The sequence below is a fragment of the Nocardia pseudovaccinii genome (assembly GCF_050942345.1).
Lineage (GTDB): Bacteria > Actinomycetota > Actinomycetes > Mycobacteriales > Mycobacteriaceae > Nocardia > Nocardia pseudovaccinii.
This window is the reverse complement of sequence record NZ_CP192074.1, coordinates 2,526,277-2,544,462: the sequence shown is the minus strand read 5'-3', so window position 1 is coordinate 2,544,462 and position 18,186 is coordinate 2,526,277. Positions and strand designations below refer to the sequence as shown.

Here is an 18,186-nt window from a genome sequence, read left to right as displayed (position 1 = left end):
CCGGCTGCCCGTCAACCCGTGGATTGTCCTGGTGCGACCACCCCGTGGTCAAACGCAAACACGATCGCGGCAGCCCGATCCCGCAGCTCCAGTTTGCCGAATATATGTCCGACATGGCTCTTGACGGTGACTTCGGAGATGCCGAGGTCGCGTGCGATCTCGGCATTGACGCGCCCGCGCCCGATCAATTCGAGCACCTCGTACTCGCGTGCCGTGAGTTCGGAGAGTCGGCTGTCGTCGCGGGTGACGGCGGGGCGAACTGTCCGATATGCCGAGAGCACCCGACCGGTGACCGACGGGTCCAACCAGGCTCCGCCGACGGCGACTGTGCGAACGGCTCGGATGAGATCTTCGGCGGGCGAATCCTTCAGGATGAATCCGGCCGCTCCGGCCCGCAATGCTCCGGAAAGCAGCTGGTCGTCGTCGAAGGTGGTGAGCACCAGCACCGGCGGCGCACCGTCGCGCGCACGCAGCATGCGCGTCGCGTCGATGCCGCCGACGCGCTTCATGCGCAGATCCATCAGCACGACATCGGGTCGATCGGCCGCTATCGCGGCGGGTACCTCGTCGCCGTCGGCGCATTCGATGACCACGAAACCGTCGCGCCGCCGCAGGATGCGCCGCAGCCCACCGCGGACGAGTTCCTGATCGTCGACGACCAGCACGGTGACCGTCTCCTCGGCCGCAGCCCCTGTCGTCACGCGCCCTCCCCCACCGCGCCGTCGCGCCGCATGTCACGCACCGCACTCGCGGCCCCATGGATCACGTCGGGCAGTCCGCACGACATCGACCAGGCCCGCGCGCCGCTCAGCGGAAATTCGGCTCGCACCGTCCAGCCGTCGTCGTATGGCCCGGTCTTGATGCGGCCACCGAGCAGTTCGGCGCGCTGGCGCATACCGGACAGTCCCATCCCGCCGCCGAGATCCGGCGGCAATCCCTTGGGCAGCGAATTGTTCACGATGAGCCGGGCCACCGACGAGTCCACCTCCAACAGCACGGTCGCGGTCGCGCCGGGCGCATGCTTGATCACATTGGCCAGGGATTCCTGGCCGATCCGATAGAGCGCCAGCCCGACCGCCGCGGACACCGCGGACAGATCCTCGGTACGGGTATAGCGAACATCCAATCCGGCCCCGGCGAAATCACCGACCAGATCATCGATATCGCGGATACCGGGCTCCGGCACGAGTTTGGACGGCCGGGCGTCGAGCAGGCCGATGGTGCGGCGGATATCGGCCATGGCCTGCCTGCCGAGTCGCTCGGCGTCGACCAGTGCGTCCACCGCTTCGTCCACGTCACGGTCGGTCTGCAGGGCGTGCCGGGCGGCGGTCAAATGCAGCAGGGTGATGCTCAGCGAATGCGCGATGACATCGTGCACCTCGCGCGCGATCCGGCTGCGCTCCGCGTCGGCGGCGCGTTCGGCCCGGATCTGCTGGCTCTGGCGTTCCTGATAGAGGAATTTGCGCTGGTACTGCAGCATCACGCCGACCAGCCAGCCGAGCGCGATCCCGACGATGTACATCTGCAGGCCCTGCAATCGCTGACCCGACGCACTCCACATCAGGTGACCGGCCGCGTCGAAGGCCATCAACTCGAGCACCGCGACGATCGCGAACAAGGCGCTGAAGCGTTTTCGCACGATGGCCGCGACCTCGCCGACCATCACCACCAGGATGAACGGGGAAAGGTCGGACGACACCGGCTGGGTGAGCATGATCGCCGTCGCGACCAGGCCGGAGACCGCGAGCAGGATCGGGCTCGGCGTCACACCGAAGAAGCAGAACAGCGGCACCGAGACGAAGACCAGGACGAGCGCCAGAATCGGCAGCGCGGTCGGAAAATATTCGTGGCGCTGAATGACCGCGCCGACACCGACCACAAGCAGAGCCGCATCGGCGCTGATCATCACCGAGGGCGGGTAGTCGAACGGCAGCTCTTCGAGATTGCGGCGCAGGACCGCGACCGGGCTGCGCACGAAGGCCACGAACCGATCCCGGACGCGCCCACTCTCGCGGAACGGTATCGCCGGTTGGGCGCCCGCCGACGATGCGATGGCGTGGGTCACATCCATCCTGTAAGGCTAACCGCCTGGTCGGGGCCTGTGCATCGTGCTCGGAGCGGGCTGCCGCTCCTACCGCGGTAGGAGATCGATTCGCGTCCCTGGCACGAAGACACCGTATTTCGTCGTCCGTAGCGTGAGATCTACCAAATCACGGAAGGGCATATGCGATGTCCGATCATTTCGAGCGACCTGCAAGCAATCGCTACGGCGATCATTTCGAGCGACCTGCAAGCAATCGCTACGGCGATCATTTCGAGCGACCCGCAAGCAATCGCCACGGCGATCATTTCGAGCGACACAGCAGTCGCAACGGATGGGAAGATCACCACCGCCGCACCGAGATCGTGCACACCGTGCTCACCCGCGCGGCCATCGATCCGGCCAGCCCCGACCTGTTCACGGAGATCCCGGAACTGGACCGGTTGTTCGGCGGACCGGAGGGCCTCTTGCTCGCGTTGCGATATCGGTGGAATATCCATCTCGACGCGAAATTGGACCAGGCACTGGTGCAGGGCCAATCCGCGGTCGAGGCCTATCTCGAACTCGCCGCCGAACAACCGGTCCTGCGCGCCGTGCTCGACGCACAGTATCGCCGCCGAGTTCAGGCGGCCGAGGCGATGGCGCGATAACGCGCAGGTGCGACACTGCGGTGCGCCACAATCGACCAAGATCGAATAGTTGAGAAAGAGGGTGGGGGACCGCCATGTCGGACCAGGCCATGCTGGAACTGACGGATATCACCAAGGAATATCGCGTCGGCGAACAGGCGGTGCGCGCACTGGACGGCATCAGCCTGCGCATCGAATCCGGTGAATTCACCTCGATCATCGGGCCGTCCGGCTCGGGTAAGAGCACGCTGTTGCATCTGCTCGGCGCACTCGATACCCCCGACTCCGGGTCGATCCGCTTCCGGGGTGAGGAGATCGGCGGCCTCGACGACGAGCGGCAGTCCGAATTCCGCCGCCACCGTGTCGGTTTCATCTTCCAGTTCTTCAATCTGCTGCCGACCCTCACCGCCTGGGAAAATGTCGCCATTCCGAAGCTGTTGGACGGCACCGGATTACGCAAGGCCAAACCGCGCGCGCTGGAACTGCTCGACCTGGTCGGGCTGAGTGAACGCGCCGCCCATCGGCCCGCCGAATTGTCCGGCGGTCAGATGCAGCGCGTCGCGGTGGCGCGGGCATTGATCATGGATCCGCCGCTGATCCTGGCCGACGAACCGACCGGCAATCTGGATTCCAAGACCGGTGCGTCCATCCTGAAACTGCTCGGCGATATCGCGGGCAACGGAAATTCGGTGGTGATGGTGACCCACGATATGGGCGCTGTCGAATACTGCGACCGCGTGATCACGTTGCGTGACGGTCAGATCGGCTCCAATGACAAGGTCGATATCGCCATGCGGACGGTGCGCGCGTGATCGGCGCGGCCTGGGATCGGCTGCGGCTGTTCAATATCGGTGAACTGCTCGCCCACCGCGGCCGCACCCTCATGTCACTGGCGGTGATGTCCATTTCGGCATCGCTGCTGGTCGCGGTGTTCAGCATCTCCGGTTCGGTCACCGGTTCGGTGGACCGGCTCACCCACAGTCTCGGTGGCAATGCCGTTCTGGAGGTCACCGGGATCACCGACGCGGGCTTCGATCAGCAGGAACTGCAACGCATCGCGACCACACCCGGCGTCGACAAGGCAGTGCCGATGTTGCGCGCACAGGTCGGATCGGGTGCCGATAAGGCGCTGCTGATCGGCGCCGACACCAGCATTACCGCACTCGGCAGCGATCTGGGCGGGCCGATGGCCGCGCAGGCGAGCAAATTGCTCACCGTGCCGAACGGTGTCCTGGTCGGATCCGGGATGGGACGCACCGAAGGTGAACATTTCACGCTCGGCTCTGGAACCGTCACTGTCGCAGCGGTTCTCGACAAAAAAACCTCCAAGCAGCTCAACGGTGGCCACATCATTGCCGCCCCGCTCGGGCTCGCGCAGAAACTCACCGACCGCGTCGGGCGGCTGGACTCGATTCAGATCATCGCGGCCGACGGCACCGATGTCGACCAGTTGCGCGAGACGCTGACCAAGGTGGTCGACGGACGCGCCGTGGTCGCCGATCCCGGGCTGCGCACCGCACAGGCCGGTGGCGCCATCCAGATCGTGCGGTACTCGACGCTCATGGCCTCGGCGGCCGCCCTGATCGTCTCGGCATTCCTGATCTACAACGCGATGAGTATGGCGGTCGCCCAGCGCAGGCCGGTGTTGTCCATGCTGCGGGCGATCGGCGGCAAGCGCGGGCCGATGGTGCGTGACCTGCTGGTCGAGGCGGCGCTGCTCGGCGTGCTCGGCGGGTTGGGTGGCGCGGTGGTCGGCGCCGCCATGGGTGGTGTCGCGATCGGCAAACTTCCCACCGCCATCATGCAATCGGTGGAGGCGCGCACCGAATACATGGTGCCCGGGTACGCGATTCCGATGGCGATCGGCGCCTGCGTGGTGGCCAGCGTGCTGGCGGCTGCCATCGCGGCGCGCCAGGTGTACAAGGTCGAACCGATCGAGGCGCTGGCGCCGGTGGGGGTGGCGCGCACCGATACGACGAGTGCGGCGCTGCGCTGGACCTCGATCGTGCTCGGCGCCGGCCTCATCGTCAGCGCGATCGTCATTGCCGAAGCCGATCTGGGCCGCATATCGCTGGCGTCGATCTCGATGTCGTTCGCCGGGGCGGTGACGCTGTGCTTCACCGCCACCGGACCGATCGTGCGGGCCGCCGCGGCGATCGCCGGACGCTTCGGCGCACCGGGCACGCTCGGGGCCACCACCCTCGAACGCGCACCGCGACGGGTCTGGGCCACCGCGATGACGGTGATGATCGGCGTATCCGCCACCGTCGCGATGGGCGGGGGCTCGCGCAATATGGTCGATTCGGCCACCGCCTCCTTCGCGGGCTTCAACGACACCGATCTGTTCGTCAGCACCAGCTCGATGGAGCAGTTCCCGACGGGTCCGTTGCTGCCCAACGGATTACGCGAGAAGATCGCCGAAGTGCCCGGTGTCAGGGAGGTCGGGCCCGCACAGATGGCCTTCGCCACCCTCGGCACCGGGCGGGTGATGTTGCAGGGATATCCGAGCGAGGCGGACGAATCCGAGACCGGCTCGGTGAGTCGAGAAGTCATGGCCCACTTGGCCACCGGGGAAGGGGTGGCGATATCTCGGGATGTCGCGCGATCGCTCGGTGTCGGCGCCGGGGCCGAATTGACCATGCCGACCCCGACCGGCAACCACACCGTGCGGGTGCTGGACGTGATTCCGTATATCTCGGCCATCTCGGGTGTGGTCGTGATGAATCTCGACCAGATGCGCGCGTGGTATCAGCGACCGGGTGAAACCGTGCTCTCGGTGCATTTCCAACCGGGCGTGGACAAGTCGGCGGTGCAGGCCGCGGTGCGGCGCGTGGTGCCCGTGGATATCCACGTCGACACCGGCGCGCAAGCGGTCGTCGCCATCTCCTCCAGCCTGCGGCAGGGCTCGGCGATCAGTTACGCCATCTTGTGGATCGTGGTGTTGGTGGCCACCGTGGCACTGCTGAATACCCTCATGCTCTCGGTCCTGGAACGCCGCCGCGAACTCGGTGTACTGCGGGCCATGGGCACCAGCCGCAAATTCCTGCTGCGCTCGGTGCTCGCCGAGGCCGTCGGCATCGGATTCATCGGCGCGGCAATAGGTCTCGCGGCTGGTGCGGCGATCCAATATCTGGCGACCGTCGCCGTCGGGCACGCGCTGACCATCGACATCGCATACCAGCCGAGCCCGATGCTGCTGGTCTACGGCACCGCCGCACTCGCATTGGCGCTGCTCGGATCGATTCCGCCCGCGTTGCGGGCGGCCCGGATGCCGATCGTGGAGGCGTTGGCGGTCGACTGAGTATCGGGTTGCCGCATTGCGTGCGACAGTCCGATCGGCTTGTTCGGCAGGGTGATACGGCCGTGCATGCACCGCGCATGGTGAGCGGGCATGGTGATCGACTCGTCCCAGCGCAGCGTCGTCGAGTCAGACTGCTCGCGCGGTCCCAACAGCAAATGTGCCCAGCTCGGGTTGGTTGCTCGGTCCGAGCGACACCAGGTGGGCTGGTTGCGAGTGGCGCGATCAACATCCAGATTTCCGAGTCGGCACCAATTCAGCTGTCCAGCAGGCAATTACAGCGGTGCTGCGTCCCACCAGGCAGTGAGTGCGTCCTGGGCCGTCGGTGTCGGCGGGACGGTTTGCACTCCACCGGCGGTGCCGTGGTTGCTCACGTACACCAGGAAGTTCGAGCGGACCGGGTCGGATTCGAAGCTCACCACCAGTTTGGCGGTGTGGTAGAAGGGCTGGAGGGGGCCGGGTGGGTCTTCCACGACCCAGCGGTGAGTGTTGACCGGGATTCCGCTTTTCCTACCGGCCGTCGCGACATTGGCGGGCAGCGCCTGGACCACGGCTCGGGCGTCGGCGGCGGAGGCGTATTCGAGGATGGTGTAACTCATCTGCGTGGTGGCCTGGGTTTCGCGATGGCATTCCCATGCGGTGACCCAGGGGCTGGATTTCAAGGGTTCGTCCTCGATCCCCAGCGGCTCCCCGGCCTCCGATGCCATGCAGCGCGCGTCTTGATAGGCCTCGCCGAAATCGTCCTTGCCCTGCGGCACCAGATTCGGGAAAAGCCTGCGGCTCTTGGCAAGTACATCGGACGGAGCGGCCGCCGTCGTGGCGGTAACGGGTGGCGGCACGGCGGCATCGGGCGGGCCTTCCGACTCCCAGCCGACGACCACGAGCGTGCCCATTACGGCGATCACCGCGACCACGATGCCGACGGCGATCCAGCCGGCCAGCACGGCCGTACTCCGGCCATGGTCCGGAGTCGGTTGCGGGCCAACGGCATTCGGCCCGAAGGGGGGTGGTGCCGCGCCAGGCGACAGCGCGGACGGCGGCTGTTGCGGCGGCTGACCCGGAATCGGTGGTCCCGGAATCGGCTGGCCCGGAATCGGCGAGCCCTGCGCCGCTGGGGCCTGCCCCGGTTGGCCCTGTACCGGCACGCCCTGTATGGGCTGGCCCTGCGCCGGTTGCCCCTGCACCACAGGCCCCTGTGCGCCCTGCTGAGGCGGAGCCGCCTGTTGCGATGCCGCCGGATATGCCGCCGCTTGCGCTGCCCCCGGCTGAGGTGGATACGCCGCAGCCTGTGGTGCCCCCTGCGCCGGTGGCACACCCGGCTGCGCAGGCGCCAACGAGTACCCCGCGGCCTGCGGTGTCCCCTGCGCGGGTGGCCCCTGCGTCGCTGGTGCACCTGGCTGCGGCGCCGCTTGCTGCGCAGGTGCCGCAGGGTAACCCGCGGCCTGCGGCGCCCCCGACGCCATCGGTTGCTGTAGCGGTGGATAGGCCTGCGGCGCAGCACCATATCCAGCGGGCCCGACCGCCTGCGTGGACTGCGCCAAGGCCCCTTGATCAGCGGGCACACCGAACCCCGGTGCGGGTGGCGCGGATCCGACGGCCTGTCCCGGATACACCGGTGGGAAGCCGGGATTCACCTGCACGGCAGCAACCTGAGGAGCGGTCAATGCCTTGCGGGCCGCGGCGGCGAACTCGACACATGTCGCGTACCGATGTTCGGGACGTTTGGCCATCGCCTTGGCGAGCACCCCGTCCAGCGCGGGATTCAAACCCTGGCGGCGGGTTGCCAATGGCGCGGCGACATGTTGCAGATGCCCGCGGATGATGTCGTTCGGATCGGGCGCGTCGAATGGCGCCATGCCGGTGAACAGCCAGTACAGCGCGCACGCCAACGAGTACTGATCGGTGCGGTTGTCCAGCTTGGCGCCGGTCATCTGCTCGGGCGAGGCGTAGGACAGGGTCGCGCTGAACATGCCGGTCTGGGTCAGGTGCGTGGAGTCCTCGCGCAACCGGGCGATACCGAAGTCGGTCAGGAAGACCCGCTCGCCCTGCCCACCGGTGGAACGAGCCAGCAAGAAGTTGGCGGGCTTCACATCCCGATGCAGCACCCCCATGCCGTGCGCGTAATCCAGTGCCGCCGCGACACCCTCGATGATCTGCACCGCCCGCTCCGGCGGCAGTGTCATCGGGTCGACGGTCGCCGCGTCGACGCCGTCGATGTACTGCATGGAGATCCAGAGCTGATTGTCCTCGGAGCCGCGGTCGTAGACGGCGACGATATTCGGGTGGTCCAGATGCGCGGCCAGATCGGCCTCCCGATCGAAGCGCGCACGCACCTCGGCGTCGGTGAACAACTCCCGATTCAGCAGCTTCAGCGCTGTCTGCTTACCGAGGCGGGGGTGTCTGGCCAGGTACACCGAGCCCATGCCCCCCTGGCCGAGCAGCCGCTCCACGGTGAACCCGGCGAACACCTCACCGCTGTTCAGCAACGCGACCCCCTTCAGGTGACTGCGGCCCTCGGACATCGGTCGTCCGAGCGCGTAAACAGAGTTGTGAGCCTACCGGGTAGCCCCTTGGCCACGCTGTTTCGAATTCTCCGGGAAAATCGGCGAAACTATCAACAGGGCGTCAGCACCGGGTCGGCTCCTGGCATGATTCGGTGCTGATCGCGCGACGTCCGGTCACCGACCGGGCGGGTGTGACGAGGATGTTTTTCGCACCGCCGATGGAACAACGGGTGTCAGGTTGTGGTGGCGCGGAGAACGCGGCGGTGAGGTCTACAAGAACGATGGTGAATTATCGGGTGGCGCTGCGCGGCGCGGCACTCACGGTTTTGGTCACGCTCACCTCCTGTTCCCTCTTACCCAGCACCCACAACGCACCCGCGGAGCCGACGCTACCCGTCGAACGGCCCGGATCCTGGCATCCGGGCTGGTCGATCTCGCGGCCCGATTCGCTGGCCGCCGATTTCACCCAACTGCAGCCGAATCTGCCGGGGCAGGTCGGGATGGCCATCATGCCGGTCGGCGGCGGCCGGATGACCATCTTCGGCGACTGGACCAGCGGCATCGCCTGGTCCACCATCAAGGTGCCGCTGGCCATCGCCGCGCTGCGGCACGACCCGACCGGTGTCGTCGAATACGCGCACGAGGCGATCACCGTCTCGGATAACGATGCGGCCGAAGCACTCTGGGAGTCGCTCGGTGACGGCGAAGAGGCCGCGCGGGCCGTTCAGGAGGTCCTCGACGAGGCAGGCGACGCGCTGACCAACGTGTACGGACCGAAGACCAGCATGGACTACATCGCATTCGGCGCGACCGAATGGACGCTGGCCAATCAGGTGCGCTTCGCCTCGCAGCTGCCGTGCCTGCCCGAGTCCGGCACCGTGGTCGAGTTGATGGAACAGATCACGCCGGAACAGCGCTGGGGCCTCGGCACCATCGAGGGCACCGAATTCAAGGGCGGCTGGGGCCCGGACGACGAAACCGGCGTCTACACCGTCCGTCAGTTCGGCATCGTGCCGACCCGATCCGGCGGTGTCGCGGTCGCGCTTGCGGCACAGGCGGATTCGGGCACCTTCGAGGATGCGACCGCCCTGCTCGATCGGCTGGCCCGGCTGCTGTCGCGACACCTCGACGATCTCAACGGCGGTAAGTGCCAGCAGCAGCCGCGCTAACCCGGGGTGACCAGTCCGGATTCGTAGGCGAGTACCACCGCCTGCGCGCGGTCGCGCAGATTCAACTTCGAAAATACCTTGGAGACATGGGTTTTCACGGTCTGCTCGGCGACGAACAGCGCGGTGGCGATCTCGGTATTGGACATGCCCTTGGCGATCAACTCCAGCACCTCGCGTTCACGCGGAGTCAGTGACGCCAGCGCGGGTGTGGGTTTGACGCGGCTCGCACTGCGGCGGCGGGTGACATCGGCGATCAGTCGGCGGGTGACCGTCGGGGCGAGCAGGGCCTGGCCGTCGGCGACCACACGCACCGCGCGCACCAACTCCTCGGCGGGCGCGTCCTTGAGCAGGAATCCGCTGGCGCCGATGCTCAACGCCTCGTAGACGTAATCGTCGATATCGAAGGTGGTCAGCATGAGGACCCGCACCGGCGGGTCGAAGCCGGCGGCGAGGATGGCGCGCGCGGCGTCGAGTCCGTTCATCTCCGGCATGCGCACATCCATCAGCACCACATCCGGGCGCAGCCGCTTGGCCTCGGCGACGGCGACCTTTCCGTCCGGCGCGTCACCGACCACGCTGATATCGGATTGGGCGGCGAGCAGGGCGCCGAACCCCTGACGCACCATGGCCTGGTCGTCGGCGATCAGAACAGTAATTGCCACCAGCAGAGCCTATCCGCCCACTCCGGCCGGACAAGTCGGGTGCCACATGCGTCACATTCAGGTGCACGGCGAGTTCGAGCGTACCCGGCGAGTTGGCCACGTCCATTCGAAATCAATTGCACTGTAAGAATTTTCGTGGAGCAATACGCTCAAACGTCTTCGGCGGCAGTCGCCGTGGCGATCATCACCGGGTCGAGAGCCGACCCGGACGCCGGAGTGATCGGCAGCCGGGCTCGGACCTCGAAACCGCCGTCCGCACGCGGACCCGCCGATACCTCGCCGCCGACCGCGAGCGCACGCGCCCGCATGCCCGCGATGCCGTGACCGCCGTTGCCGACCGGTCGCGCGACGGTAGCGCTCAGCGCGTTGCCGACGCTCAGCTGCAGTGCGTCGGCGCCGATCACGATCGCTACCTGCACCGGTGCGCCCGGGGCGTGCCGGGAAGCGTTGGACAGCGACTCCTGGACGATCCGGTACAGCGCGAGGCCGACCGAATCCGGGACCGGATCCAGCAGTCCGTCGACGGTCCAGTCGATGCGCACACCGGCGCGGCGGGCGCCCTCGAACAAGCCGAGCACATCGGCTGCCTTCGGTTGCGGTGCGTGTTCGGGCAGTTGACCGTCGCTGCGCAGCACACCGAGCATGCCGCGGATCTCGTTCAATGCCTCGCGGGCGGTCGCACCGATGGATTCGAATTCCGCGCGAGCGGCGGGAGTCACGCCCTCGACCCGATAGGGCGCGGTCTGGGCCTGCACCACGACCAGGGACATGTGGTGGGCGACGACGTCGTGCAGGTCGCGGGCGATGCGGGCCTTCTCCTCCAGGATGGCGCGCCGGGCCCGCTCCAGTTCGTTCTCCTCCTCCTGGGCCAGCAACTGTTTGCGCGACTGCACCAGCCAGCGCACCAGCATCGCGAACAGCACGACGGCGGCGAAGGCGATCGGCCAGGCCCACGCGCCGCCGGAGATGTCACCGTCGCTGGTCATCGTGGTGGCCAGCAGCAGCGAGGTGGCACCCCAGGCGACCGCGACGATCGGGACCGCCGCGCGCAGGGCCACCGCGAACAGCAGCGCGAACAGGCACAGGATGTGCACGACCTGGATCGGGATCTCATTGTCCGGCTGATTCGGGATGGCCAGGGCGATGAGCAGGGCCGAACCCGCGGATATCGCCCAGCCCAGTGCCGGGTTGAGCCGGATCAGCAGGATGGGGAACGCGGCGAGTGCGGCGATGAACGGCTGCACCGCGACCGGTACGTCATGGGTGAGGTGCAGTGTCGGCCACGCGACGGCGTAGAAGATCACCGCGAGCAGCACGGTGAACGCGTCGAACCACATCCGCGCGTTCATTCCCTTGATCCCGCTACGACGTTTTTCCCTCATGGCTACGACAGTAGGAAGCCCGAGCGGTCTTGGTCCTCATACCCACGGGTGAATTCCGGTCCGATACCGCAGTAGGAGGACTCGCACGCGCTCCCCCGGCGGCACGGGCCGGGAAACCGCTCCGCGGCGTGAGGTGGCGTAGCGGGATGGATTCCTACCGTCGAGCACCATGAGCACACCGACCATCGATGCCGGCGCCCGAACCCGATCCATCGCACGACGCTGTGCCGCACTCACAGCGGCCGCACTGACCACCATGGCGGCCACCATCATGCTGGCGCCCGCGACGCATGCCGCCACCGTCGAGCGGCCGGTGGAGAATGCGTCGGCCGGTGCCGCGGTGGTCGGCCTGACCTCGGGCGGGCCGGGGTCGGTCGATGTGATTCCCGCCGATTTCGCGGAGCGGTTCGGGTATCGACCGGCTGTTGTCGATGGGCTGCTGGTCAATCCGGTTGGGGATTGCTCGTCGCCGGTGACGTTGCCCAGTGAGTTCGAGACCGCTTGCAAGGCACACGATTTGGGTTATGACCTCCTGCGTTATGCGGACGCGCAGGGTCAGCCGCTGAGCGGGTGGGCCAGGCAGGCGCTGGATGCGACGCTGGCCGTGCATATGCACGAGGCGTGCGCGGCTCGGGACGACGGGTTCTCGCGGGCACGGTGCAATGCGATGGCGAGCATTGCGGACACGTTCGTCGATCTGAATTCGCGGCGGCAGGACTATGGCGTGCCGATTGCCGAATCCGGCTTCGGGGAACAAGATTCCGGGAACAGCGGGTGGATCGTCGGTGGCGGTCTGGCCGGGCTCGGGGCGGCCGGGTTCCTGCCGTCCGTCCGGCGGCGGCTTACCGATGTGCGGGATCGACGTCGTTCTTCGGTACGAGCTTCGAATCGTATCGGCGCTCTGGGGGTTCAGGCATGAGCACGTTGACCGCGACCAGACCGGTTTCTCCCCGGAACGATTCGGGTTATTCGCCCAGCTCGAGCACTTCACCCGGACCGGTAAATCGCTGGAAAAGGCACGTCGCCAAGGGATTTCACCGTGGCGTGCGGCCGCGAATCGGCACAACGCTCGGAATCGGACTCGGCACCACGGTATCCCTGGCCCCGAGCCTGCTTCCGCGCACACCGAGTGCCCAGGCGATGTCGACCGGGCTGCTCGCAGCAGTTGCGCTGGCCGTCGCCGGGGTTCTTCGGTTTGCGTTGCGGCGCTGGGATTTCGACATCAACCGGCGGATGGATCGATTCCGCACGCCGTTGCTCGGCGTGGCCGTGCTCGCGATCGTCGGCATGGTCGTGCAGGGAACCCATTGGCAGAACCGGTTGCGTGCCGCGATGGATACCGCGCCGATCGGTCCGGACTATTGGCTGCGCTGGGCGCTCGCATCCGTAGCGATCGTGGGGGTTGTCGCCGGAATCGTCCGCGCAACTGGATGGCTCGCGCGCAAGCTGGGTTCAGTGCGCAGTGTCGCCATGGGGGTGGCGGCGGTGTCGGTGCTCTACCTCGTCGGGGTACCCGCGGTTGTCGATTGGCGACGCAGTACCTATGCCGCCGCCAATGCGACGATCGATCCCACACTGGTGCAACCGGTTTCGTATGTTCGGTCCGGAAGCGCCGAATCCGCGGTCAGCTGGCCTTCATTAGGCGCGGAGGGACGCAAGTTCGTCACCGGATCGCCCGCGGGACCGATCCGGGTATACGTCGGACTCGACTCCGCACCCGATCTCGATTCCCGCGTAGCTCTGGCCATTCGAGAGCTGGAGCGGTCCGGCGGATTCGAGCGGTCGAATATCGTGCTCGCGGTGCCGACCGGGTCCGGATGGATCGATGCGAATGCGGTTCGCGGGTTCTATGAACGCTTCGGCGGTGATGTCGCACTCGTCGGGATGCAGTACTCCTACGCCCCCAGCTGGGTGACCTTCGTCTTCGGACGCGACGATGCGGTCGCGTACGCGCGAGCACTGTTCGATGCCGTGGAACGCCACATCGGCACGCTCGACCACAAGCCCGAGCTCTACGTCTACGGGCAGAGTCTCGGCGCGCTCGGCGGGAGCTCGATATTCGCCGACGACGCCGACCAGGACCGTCGGACCTGCGCGGCGCTCTGGGCGGGCCCACCCGCCGGTCAGGTGCACCGGGCGGGCGCGACGGTATTGGCCAACAGCTCGGATCCGGTGGTGCACTGGTCGCCGTCGCTGCTGTGGCGCGCACCCGAGCTCCGCGATGTTCGGGTGGATGCGCCTGTGCCACAGTGGCTTCCGGTGATCAGCTTCCTGCAGACCAGTGCGGATCTGCTCGCCGCACTGAACGCGCCGCCGGGCCACGGTCACCGCTACGGCACCGATCAGGGCACCGCGATGGGCGCCTGCTGACCCGCGACTTTCCTGCTGAGAGGCTTGATCGGCTATAGAACATGTTCTAATTTGCTAACCATGTCCTTTGTCATCGATGCCACCGTCGAAATCGACGCCCCCGCCGAACTGGTGTGGCAGGTGATCACCGACCTGCCCCGCTACGGCGAGTGGAACCCCTTCTGCATCGAATGCCGCAGCACCCTCGTCCCCAGCGAGCCGATCGATATGCTGGTCGCGCTCTCCGGTTCCAGCCCGCGTCGCCAGCGCGAATGGATGGTCTCACACACCCCGGGCACCGAACTCAGCTACTCGATGAAGCCGGTCCCCCTCGGCGCCCTGCACAGCCTGCGCTCACACCGCGTCACCGCACTCGGCCCCGACCGCACCCGCTACGAATCCCACTTCGAACTCGGCGGCTGGCTGCACCCCTTGGTCGTAGCCGCCCTCGGCAAAAACCTCCGACGCGGCTTCGCGGGCATGACCGAAGGCATCCAAAAGCAAGCCGAATCCCTCCGCGCCAACTGACTGCACGCGACACTGCCCGCACGCCCCGCTGATCCAAAACCCACTGCGCGGTTGCCGCACACCTCCCGGGTACGTCGCAAACCGACATGCCGCCCGACTCGCCGAGCCCCGTCCGCGAAGATGTGCGGGAGCGCGCGGATCGACTATTTCGAGTTCGATCCCGAACACTGATATCCGAGCCACGCTCGAACGAAGGTGTGTGCGGGCGGGTGTGGTCGGGGTCTCTTCGGGGTAAAGGCGGGGTGGGGGAATGCGGGTTCGGGTCGGGTGGTTGTGTGGACCGTCCGATGAGCGGATCGGATCCACTGCCACAGAAGGGGTTTCGTCGTGCGTACAGTTCGTGCCCTGGTAGCGCTGCTGCTGGCGCTATTGCCCGCCACCGTCGGCACCGCGGACGCGAATCCACCGAAACCATTCATTTGGACGACGGTCTGGGCGACCTCGGCGCATCAGCCGAGCAAGGCATTCGTGGCCAATTGGGCGGAGAGCGGATTCACGAATCAAACGGTGCGCCAGGTAGTTCGGGTCAGTGACGGTGGTCTGACCACTCGGGTGCGGCTGACCAACCGCTACGGGACGACACCGCTCGCGGTCGCGGGCGCGACGATCGCCCGCAGCGCCGCCGACGGCGCGATCGATCCGGACAGCGTGCAGAATCTGACTGTCGGCCTCGCCCCGTCGTTCCGCATCGCACCGGGCGCCGATCTCGTGACCGATCCGGCCATGCTGTCGCTGGCGCCGCTGGAGTCGGTGACCATCACCCTGTACCTGGCCGAACCGACCGGCCCGGCGACCCAGCACGCCCAGTCCTTCGCCACCACTTACCGGGCAAACGGCGACCACCGCGCCGACGCGACCGCCGCTGCCTTCACCGAGACCAGCCAATCCTGGTACTACCTGACCGGCGTCGAGGTCGCGAATGTCGCGCCGCCGCGCTCGGCATTGGTGGCCTTCGGCGACTCGATCACCGAAGGCGTCGGCTCCACCGGTAATTCCGACAATCGCTACCCGGACGAACTCGCCGAACGCCTGGCCGCGGCAGGCATACCGCGTGCCGTACTCAACGAGGGCATCGGCGGCAATCGCGTCACCGTGGATTCCAGCTGGCTGGGTGACAGCGCCCGGACCCGATTCCGGCACGACGTGCTCGACCAGCCCGGCGTCGGGACCGTGATCATCCTGGAGGGCACCAACGACATCGGCCTAAGCTCCGGCGTGACCGCCGTGGACACCGTCGTCGACGTCTCTCCCGAACAGCTCATCACCACCTACCGCGAGTTGATCGGCCAAGCCCGCGCCGCCGGACTCCGCGTCCTCGGCGCGACGCTGCCCCCCTTCGGCGATTCGCCCTACTTCAACGATGCGGCCGAAAACAAGCGCCTGGCGGTCAACGAATGGATCCGGACCGGAGGCGAATACGACGCCATCGTCGATCTCGACGCCGCACTCGCGGACCCGACCGATCCGCACCGCCTGGCCCCCGCCTATGACAGCGGCGACCACCTGCACCCCAATGACGCCGGGTACCGCACCATGGCCGCAACCGTAGACCTCACCGACATCCGCTGACCCGCCCACGCCGAATCAGCTTGTTCCACTGCCCTTTCGTGAGCTGTCGGATCCGAGTGCGGTGCCGGGCGCATTGTCGCGTTGTGTCGCATCGACGACATCGGACACCGTTTCGGCGAATGCCCGGATCAGTGGGCTCCCCGCGGCGGTGCGCCTCACCAGCGCCCAGCGGGAGGGCGCGGCATCGCGGATCGGAACGAATGCCAAGCCCGGCCACGGGTAGTAGTCCGCGACGACCTCGGGACGCACTGCCTCGAAGTCACCGTGTCGACCATCTGCTGCCAGGTGGCCATCACCGGGCCACGTGCGATCGGTCGGCCCGACGGCATTTAGAAGGGTTGATGGTCTCCTCCATGTGATGCGGTACCCGCTACGACCGTGCAGTCGCCGAGATCTTCCAGACCGATCGAGTCACGTCGGGCGAAGGGATGGTGGCCGGGGCCGATGCGTTGCGACCGTTCAAGGGACGGTGGTCAAGACGCGAGGTGGGACAGGGCGGCTTCGAGGGTGGCGTCAGCGTAGGACTCCGTCAGGCCGGGCAGTCCCAGGGACCAGCGGGATTGGATCGGACCGAGCAGCAGATCGATCGCGAACTCTGTATCGAGATCGGAGCGCAACTGTCCGGCCCGGACAGCAGCGGCCAAGCGTTCGGCAATGGCCGCACGCTGTGGAAGCAGGAGTCGCTCGCGGTAGGCGTCGGCGAGTTCCTGATCCTGTTGTATCTCGATGTACATCGCCCGCAGGAAGGCCTCGAAACTCGGATCGGTGAGCTCGGCGATCGCGCCGCGGAGCAGTTCACGCAGGTCCGCGCGGATATCGCCGGTATCGGGAAGTACGAGACCACCCGGGCCGGAATCGAGTTCGAGCATCGCGTCGAACACGACGGCCCCCTTCGACGGCCACCAACGGTAGATCGTCTGCTTGCCGACCCCGGCGCGGGATGCGATGGCTTCGACGCTCAACTTCGCGTAGGGCAGCTCACGGATCAGTTCGGTGGCGGCGCCGAGAATCGCAGCGCGGGCACGTTCGCTGCGCCTTGCTGCGCTGGGGGTTTCGGCCATGATGAGACTTTACCAAGCCGCGAGACGAAACGTCTCGTCTTGACAAGACCGAGTCAGGTTGGCATGGTCGTCAAACGAGACGGATCGTCTCGCGACGAAAGGATCGACAATGACCAGAACCTGGTTCATCACCGGCGCGAACCGCGGGCTGGGGCGGGCGTTCACGCTCGCCGCGCTCGCCGGTGGCGACCGCGTTGTCGCGACCGCTCGCGATCCGCGATCGATGGCCGATATCGACGACGACCGATTGACGGTGCTGCCCTTGGATGTTCGCGACCGCGACCGCGCGATCGCCACGGTGGACAAGGCATTCGCGATCGCGGGCAGTATCGAGGTGATCGTGAACAACGCCGGATACGGTCTGGTCGGTGCGGTCGAGGAACTGACCGAAGCCGAGATCCGCGCCCAGATGGATACCAATTTCTATGGCGCACTGTGGGTTTCGCAGGCCGCAGTGCCGCATCTGCGCAAGCAGGGCGCGGGGCATATCGTGCAGATCTCGACCATCGGCGCGGTCGGCAGCCTGCCGCTGTTCAGCATGTACAACGCGAGCAAATGGGCACTCGAGGGTTTCGGCGCGTCACTCGCGGATGAGTTGCGGCCCTTCGGAATTCACGTCACGCTGGCCCAACTCGGCGGTTTCGATACCGATTGGGCGAAATCGAGCATGAAGTTCGCGACGGCGCTCCCGGTGTACAAAGAACTGCGCACCGGCATCCTGGGCATGCCGGACTACCCGGACCCGACCACCCCATCGCCGGAGACAGATGCTGAGTCCGAGTGGGTCGAAGCGGCCCCGGAAGTCGCTGCGGCGGAACTGATCGCGCTCGTGAATACGCCGAACCCACCGGTGCGCAAGGTAATCGGCCCCCGCGCACACCAAATGGTCGCGATGGCACTGGATCAGCGCCGGAAGGACTACCTCAGCGACCCCGAGTTCGTCTGGCCCGCATAAGGATGTCCTGAGCGCCCATTCCCGTCGAGTTCACGCGGA

At 66.8% G+C, this 18,186-nt stretch carries 16 protein-coding genes; 9 read left to right on the top strand and 7 right to left on the bottom strand.

What is annotated here, in order from left to right; genetic code table 11:
• Positions 1-11: 11 nt before the first annotated feature.
• Together ACQPZ2_RS11540 and ACQPZ2_RS11535 are read right to left on the bottom strand one after the other, a co-directional pair.
• Positions 12-665, bottom strand: coding sequence for a response regulator (locus tag ACQPZ2_RS11540; protein ID WP_433527394.1), 654 nt, complete (start codon positions 663-665; stop codon positions 12-14).
• 32 nt (positions 666-697) lie between these two features.
• Positions 698-2,071, bottom strand: a complete 1,374-nt coding sequence (locus ACQPZ2_RS11535; protein ID WP_433525530.1) for a sensor histidine kinase — start codon at positions 2,069-2,071, stop codon at positions 698-700.
• A gap of 158 nt (positions 2,072-2,229) precedes the next feature.
• On the opposite strand from ACQPZ2_RS11535, the gene ACQPZ2_RS11530 reads away from it, so the two are divergent.
• The 3 genes from ACQPZ2_RS11530 to ACQPZ2_RS11520 all read left to right on the top strand — a co-directional run bounded on the left by ACQPZ2_RS11530 (position 2,230) and on the right by ACQPZ2_RS11520 (position 5,971).
• Entirely contained in the window at positions 2,230-2,691 is a 462-nt protein-coding gene (locus ACQPZ2_RS11530; RefSeq protein ID WP_433525529.1) for a hypothetical protein, read from the top strand.
• Between the two features lie 74 nt (positions 2,692-2,765).
• Positions 2,766-3,482, top strand: a complete 717-nt coding sequence (locus tag ACQPZ2_RS11525; RefSeq protein ID WP_433525528.1) for an ABC transporter ATP-binding protein — start codon at positions 2,766-2,768, stop codon at positions 3,480-3,482.
• Complete coding sequence (locus ACQPZ2_RS11520; RefSeq protein WP_433525527.1) at positions 3,479-5,971, top strand: FtsX-like permease family protein; 2,493 nt, start codon at positions 3,479-3,481, stop codon at positions 5,969-5,971. Before ACQPZ2_RS11525 ends, ACQPZ2_RS11520 begins: the two co-directional genes overlap by 4 nt.
• A gap of 272 nt (positions 5,972-6,243) precedes the next feature.
• On the opposite strand, the gene ACQPZ2_RS11515 is transcribed toward ACQPZ2_RS11520, so the two are convergent.
• Positions 6,244-8,490 carry a protein kinase domain-containing protein gene (locus ACQPZ2_RS11515; RefSeq protein WP_433525526.1) on the bottom strand — a complete coding sequence of 749 codons (2,247 nt, stop codon included), beginning with the start codon at positions 8,488-8,490 and terminating at the stop codon, positions 6,244-6,246.
• A gap of 263 nt (positions 8,491-8,753) precedes the next feature.
• On the opposite strand from ACQPZ2_RS11515, the gene ACQPZ2_RS11510 reads away from it, so the two are divergent.
• Positions 8,754-9,641, top strand: coding sequence for a hypothetical protein (locus ACQPZ2_RS11510; RefSeq protein WP_433525525.1), 888 nt, complete (start codon positions 8,754-8,756; stop codon positions 9,639-9,641).
• Here ACQPZ2_RS11510 and ACQPZ2_RS11505 read toward each other — a convergent pair.
• Together ACQPZ2_RS11505 and ACQPZ2_RS11500 are read right to left on the bottom strand one after the other, a co-directional pair.
• Positions 9,638-10,303, bottom strand: a complete 666-nt coding sequence (locus tag ACQPZ2_RS11505; protein WP_040693694.1) for a response regulator — start codon at positions 10,301-10,303, stop codon at positions 9,638-9,640. The two genes, ACQPZ2_RS11510 and ACQPZ2_RS11505, sit on opposite strands and share 4 nt — an antisense overlap.
• 149 nt (positions 10,304-10,452) lie before the next feature.
• Positions 10,453-11,685: a sensor histidine kinase gene (locus ACQPZ2_RS11500; protein WP_433525524.1), complete on the bottom strand. Its 1,233-nt coding sequence runs from the start codon at positions 11,683-11,685 to the stop codon at positions 10,453-10,455.
• A 169-nt stretch (positions 11,686-11,854) separates the two neighbouring features.
• On the opposite strand from ACQPZ2_RS11500, the gene ACQPZ2_RS11495 reads away from it, so the two are divergent.
• From ACQPZ2_RS11495 to ACQPZ2_RS11480, 4 genes are all read left to right on the top strand, one after another.
• A complete protein-coding gene (locus ACQPZ2_RS11495; RefSeq protein ID WP_433525523.1) occupies positions 11,855-12,604 on the top strand; it encodes a hypothetical protein in 750 nt (249 codons plus the stop codon).
• 125 nt (positions 12,605-12,729) lie between these two features.
• Entirely contained in the window at positions 12,730-14,055 is a 1,326-nt protein-coding gene (locus ACQPZ2_RS11490; RefSeq protein WP_433525522.1) for an alpha/beta-hydrolase family protein, read from the top strand.
• 60 nt (positions 14,056-14,115) lie between these two features.
• A complete protein-coding gene (locus ACQPZ2_RS11485; protein WP_433525521.1) occupies positions 14,116-14,562 on the top strand; it encodes an SRPBCC family protein in 447 nt (148 codons plus the stop codon).
• A gap of 327 nt (positions 14,563-14,889) precedes the next feature.
• Positions 14,890-16,131, top strand: a complete 1,242-nt coding sequence (locus ACQPZ2_RS11480) for an SGNH/GDSL hydrolase family protein (protein ID WP_433525520.1) — start codon at positions 14,890-14,892, stop codon at positions 16,129-16,131.
• Between the two features lie 15 nt (positions 16,132-16,146).
• Here ACQPZ2_RS11480 and ACQPZ2_RS11475 read toward each other — a convergent pair whose 3' ends face one another.
• Together ACQPZ2_RS11475 and ACQPZ2_RS11470 are read right to left on the bottom strand one after the other, a co-directional pair.
• Complete coding sequence (locus ACQPZ2_RS11475) at positions 16,147-16,380, bottom strand: hypothetical protein (RefSeq protein WP_433525519.1); 234 nt, start codon at positions 16,378-16,380, stop codon at positions 16,147-16,149.
• A 224-nt stretch (positions 16,381-16,604) separates the two neighbouring features.
• Positions 16,605-17,192 (bottom strand): TetR/AcrR family transcriptional regulator, encoded by a 588-nt coding sequence (locus ACQPZ2_RS11470; protein ID WP_433525518.1) that lies wholly within the window; start codon positions 17,190-17,192, stop codon positions 16,605-16,607.
• A 109-nt stretch (positions 17,193-17,301) separates the two neighbouring features.
• Between ACQPZ2_RS11470 and ACQPZ2_RS11465 the strand changes: the two genes are divergently transcribed.
• Positions 17,302-18,147, top strand: coding sequence for an SDR family NAD(P)-dependent oxidoreductase (locus ACQPZ2_RS11465; protein WP_433525517.1), 846 nt, complete (start codon positions 17,302-17,304; stop codon positions 18,145-18,147).
• The last annotated feature ends 39 nt before the right edge of the window (positions 18,148-18,186 follow it).

Excerpts from the sequence above, each read along its gene's own strand:
- ACQPZ2_RS11535 (WP_433525530.1), bottom strand. The coding sequence starts at position 2,071 with ATGGATGTGACCCACGCCATCGCATCGTCGGCGGGCGCCCAACCGGCG.
- ACQPZ2_RS11530 (WP_433525529.1), top strand. The coding sequence starts at position 2,230 with ATGTCCGATCATTTCGAGCGACCTGCAAGCAATCGCTACGGCGATCAT.
- ACQPZ2_RS11525 (WP_433525528.1), top strand. The coding sequence starts at position 2,766 with ATGTCGGACCAGGCCATGCTGGAACTGACGGATATCACCAAGGAATAT.
- ACQPZ2_RS11515 (WP_433525526.1), bottom strand. The coding sequence starts at position 8,490 with ATGTCCGAGGGCCGCAGTCACCTGAAGGGGGTCGCGTTGCTGAACAGC.
- ACQPZ2_RS11510 (WP_433525525.1), top strand. The coding sequence starts at position 8,754 with ATGGTGAATTATCGGGTGGCGCTGCGCGGCGCGGCACTCACGGTTTTG.
- ACQPZ2_RS11500 (WP_433525524.1), bottom strand. The coding sequence starts at position 11,685 with ATGAGGGAAAAACGTCGTAGCGGGATCAAGGGAATGAACGCGCGGATG.
- ACQPZ2_RS11495 (WP_433525523.1), top strand. The coding sequence starts at position 11,855 with ATGAGCACACCGACCATCGATGCCGGCGCCCGAACCCGATCCATCGCA.
- ACQPZ2_RS11485 (WP_433525521.1), top strand. The coding sequence starts at position 14,116 with ATGTCCTTTGTCATCGATGCCACCGTCGAAATCGACGCCCCCGCCGAA.
- ACQPZ2_RS11470 (WP_433525518.1), bottom strand. The coding sequence starts at position 17,192 with ATGGCCGAAACCCCCAGCGCAGCAAGGCGCAGCGAACGTGCCCGCGCT.
- ACQPZ2_RS11465 (WP_433525517.1), top strand. The coding sequence starts at position 17,302 with ATGACCAGAACCTGGTTCATCACCGGCGCGAACCGCGGGCTGGGGCGG.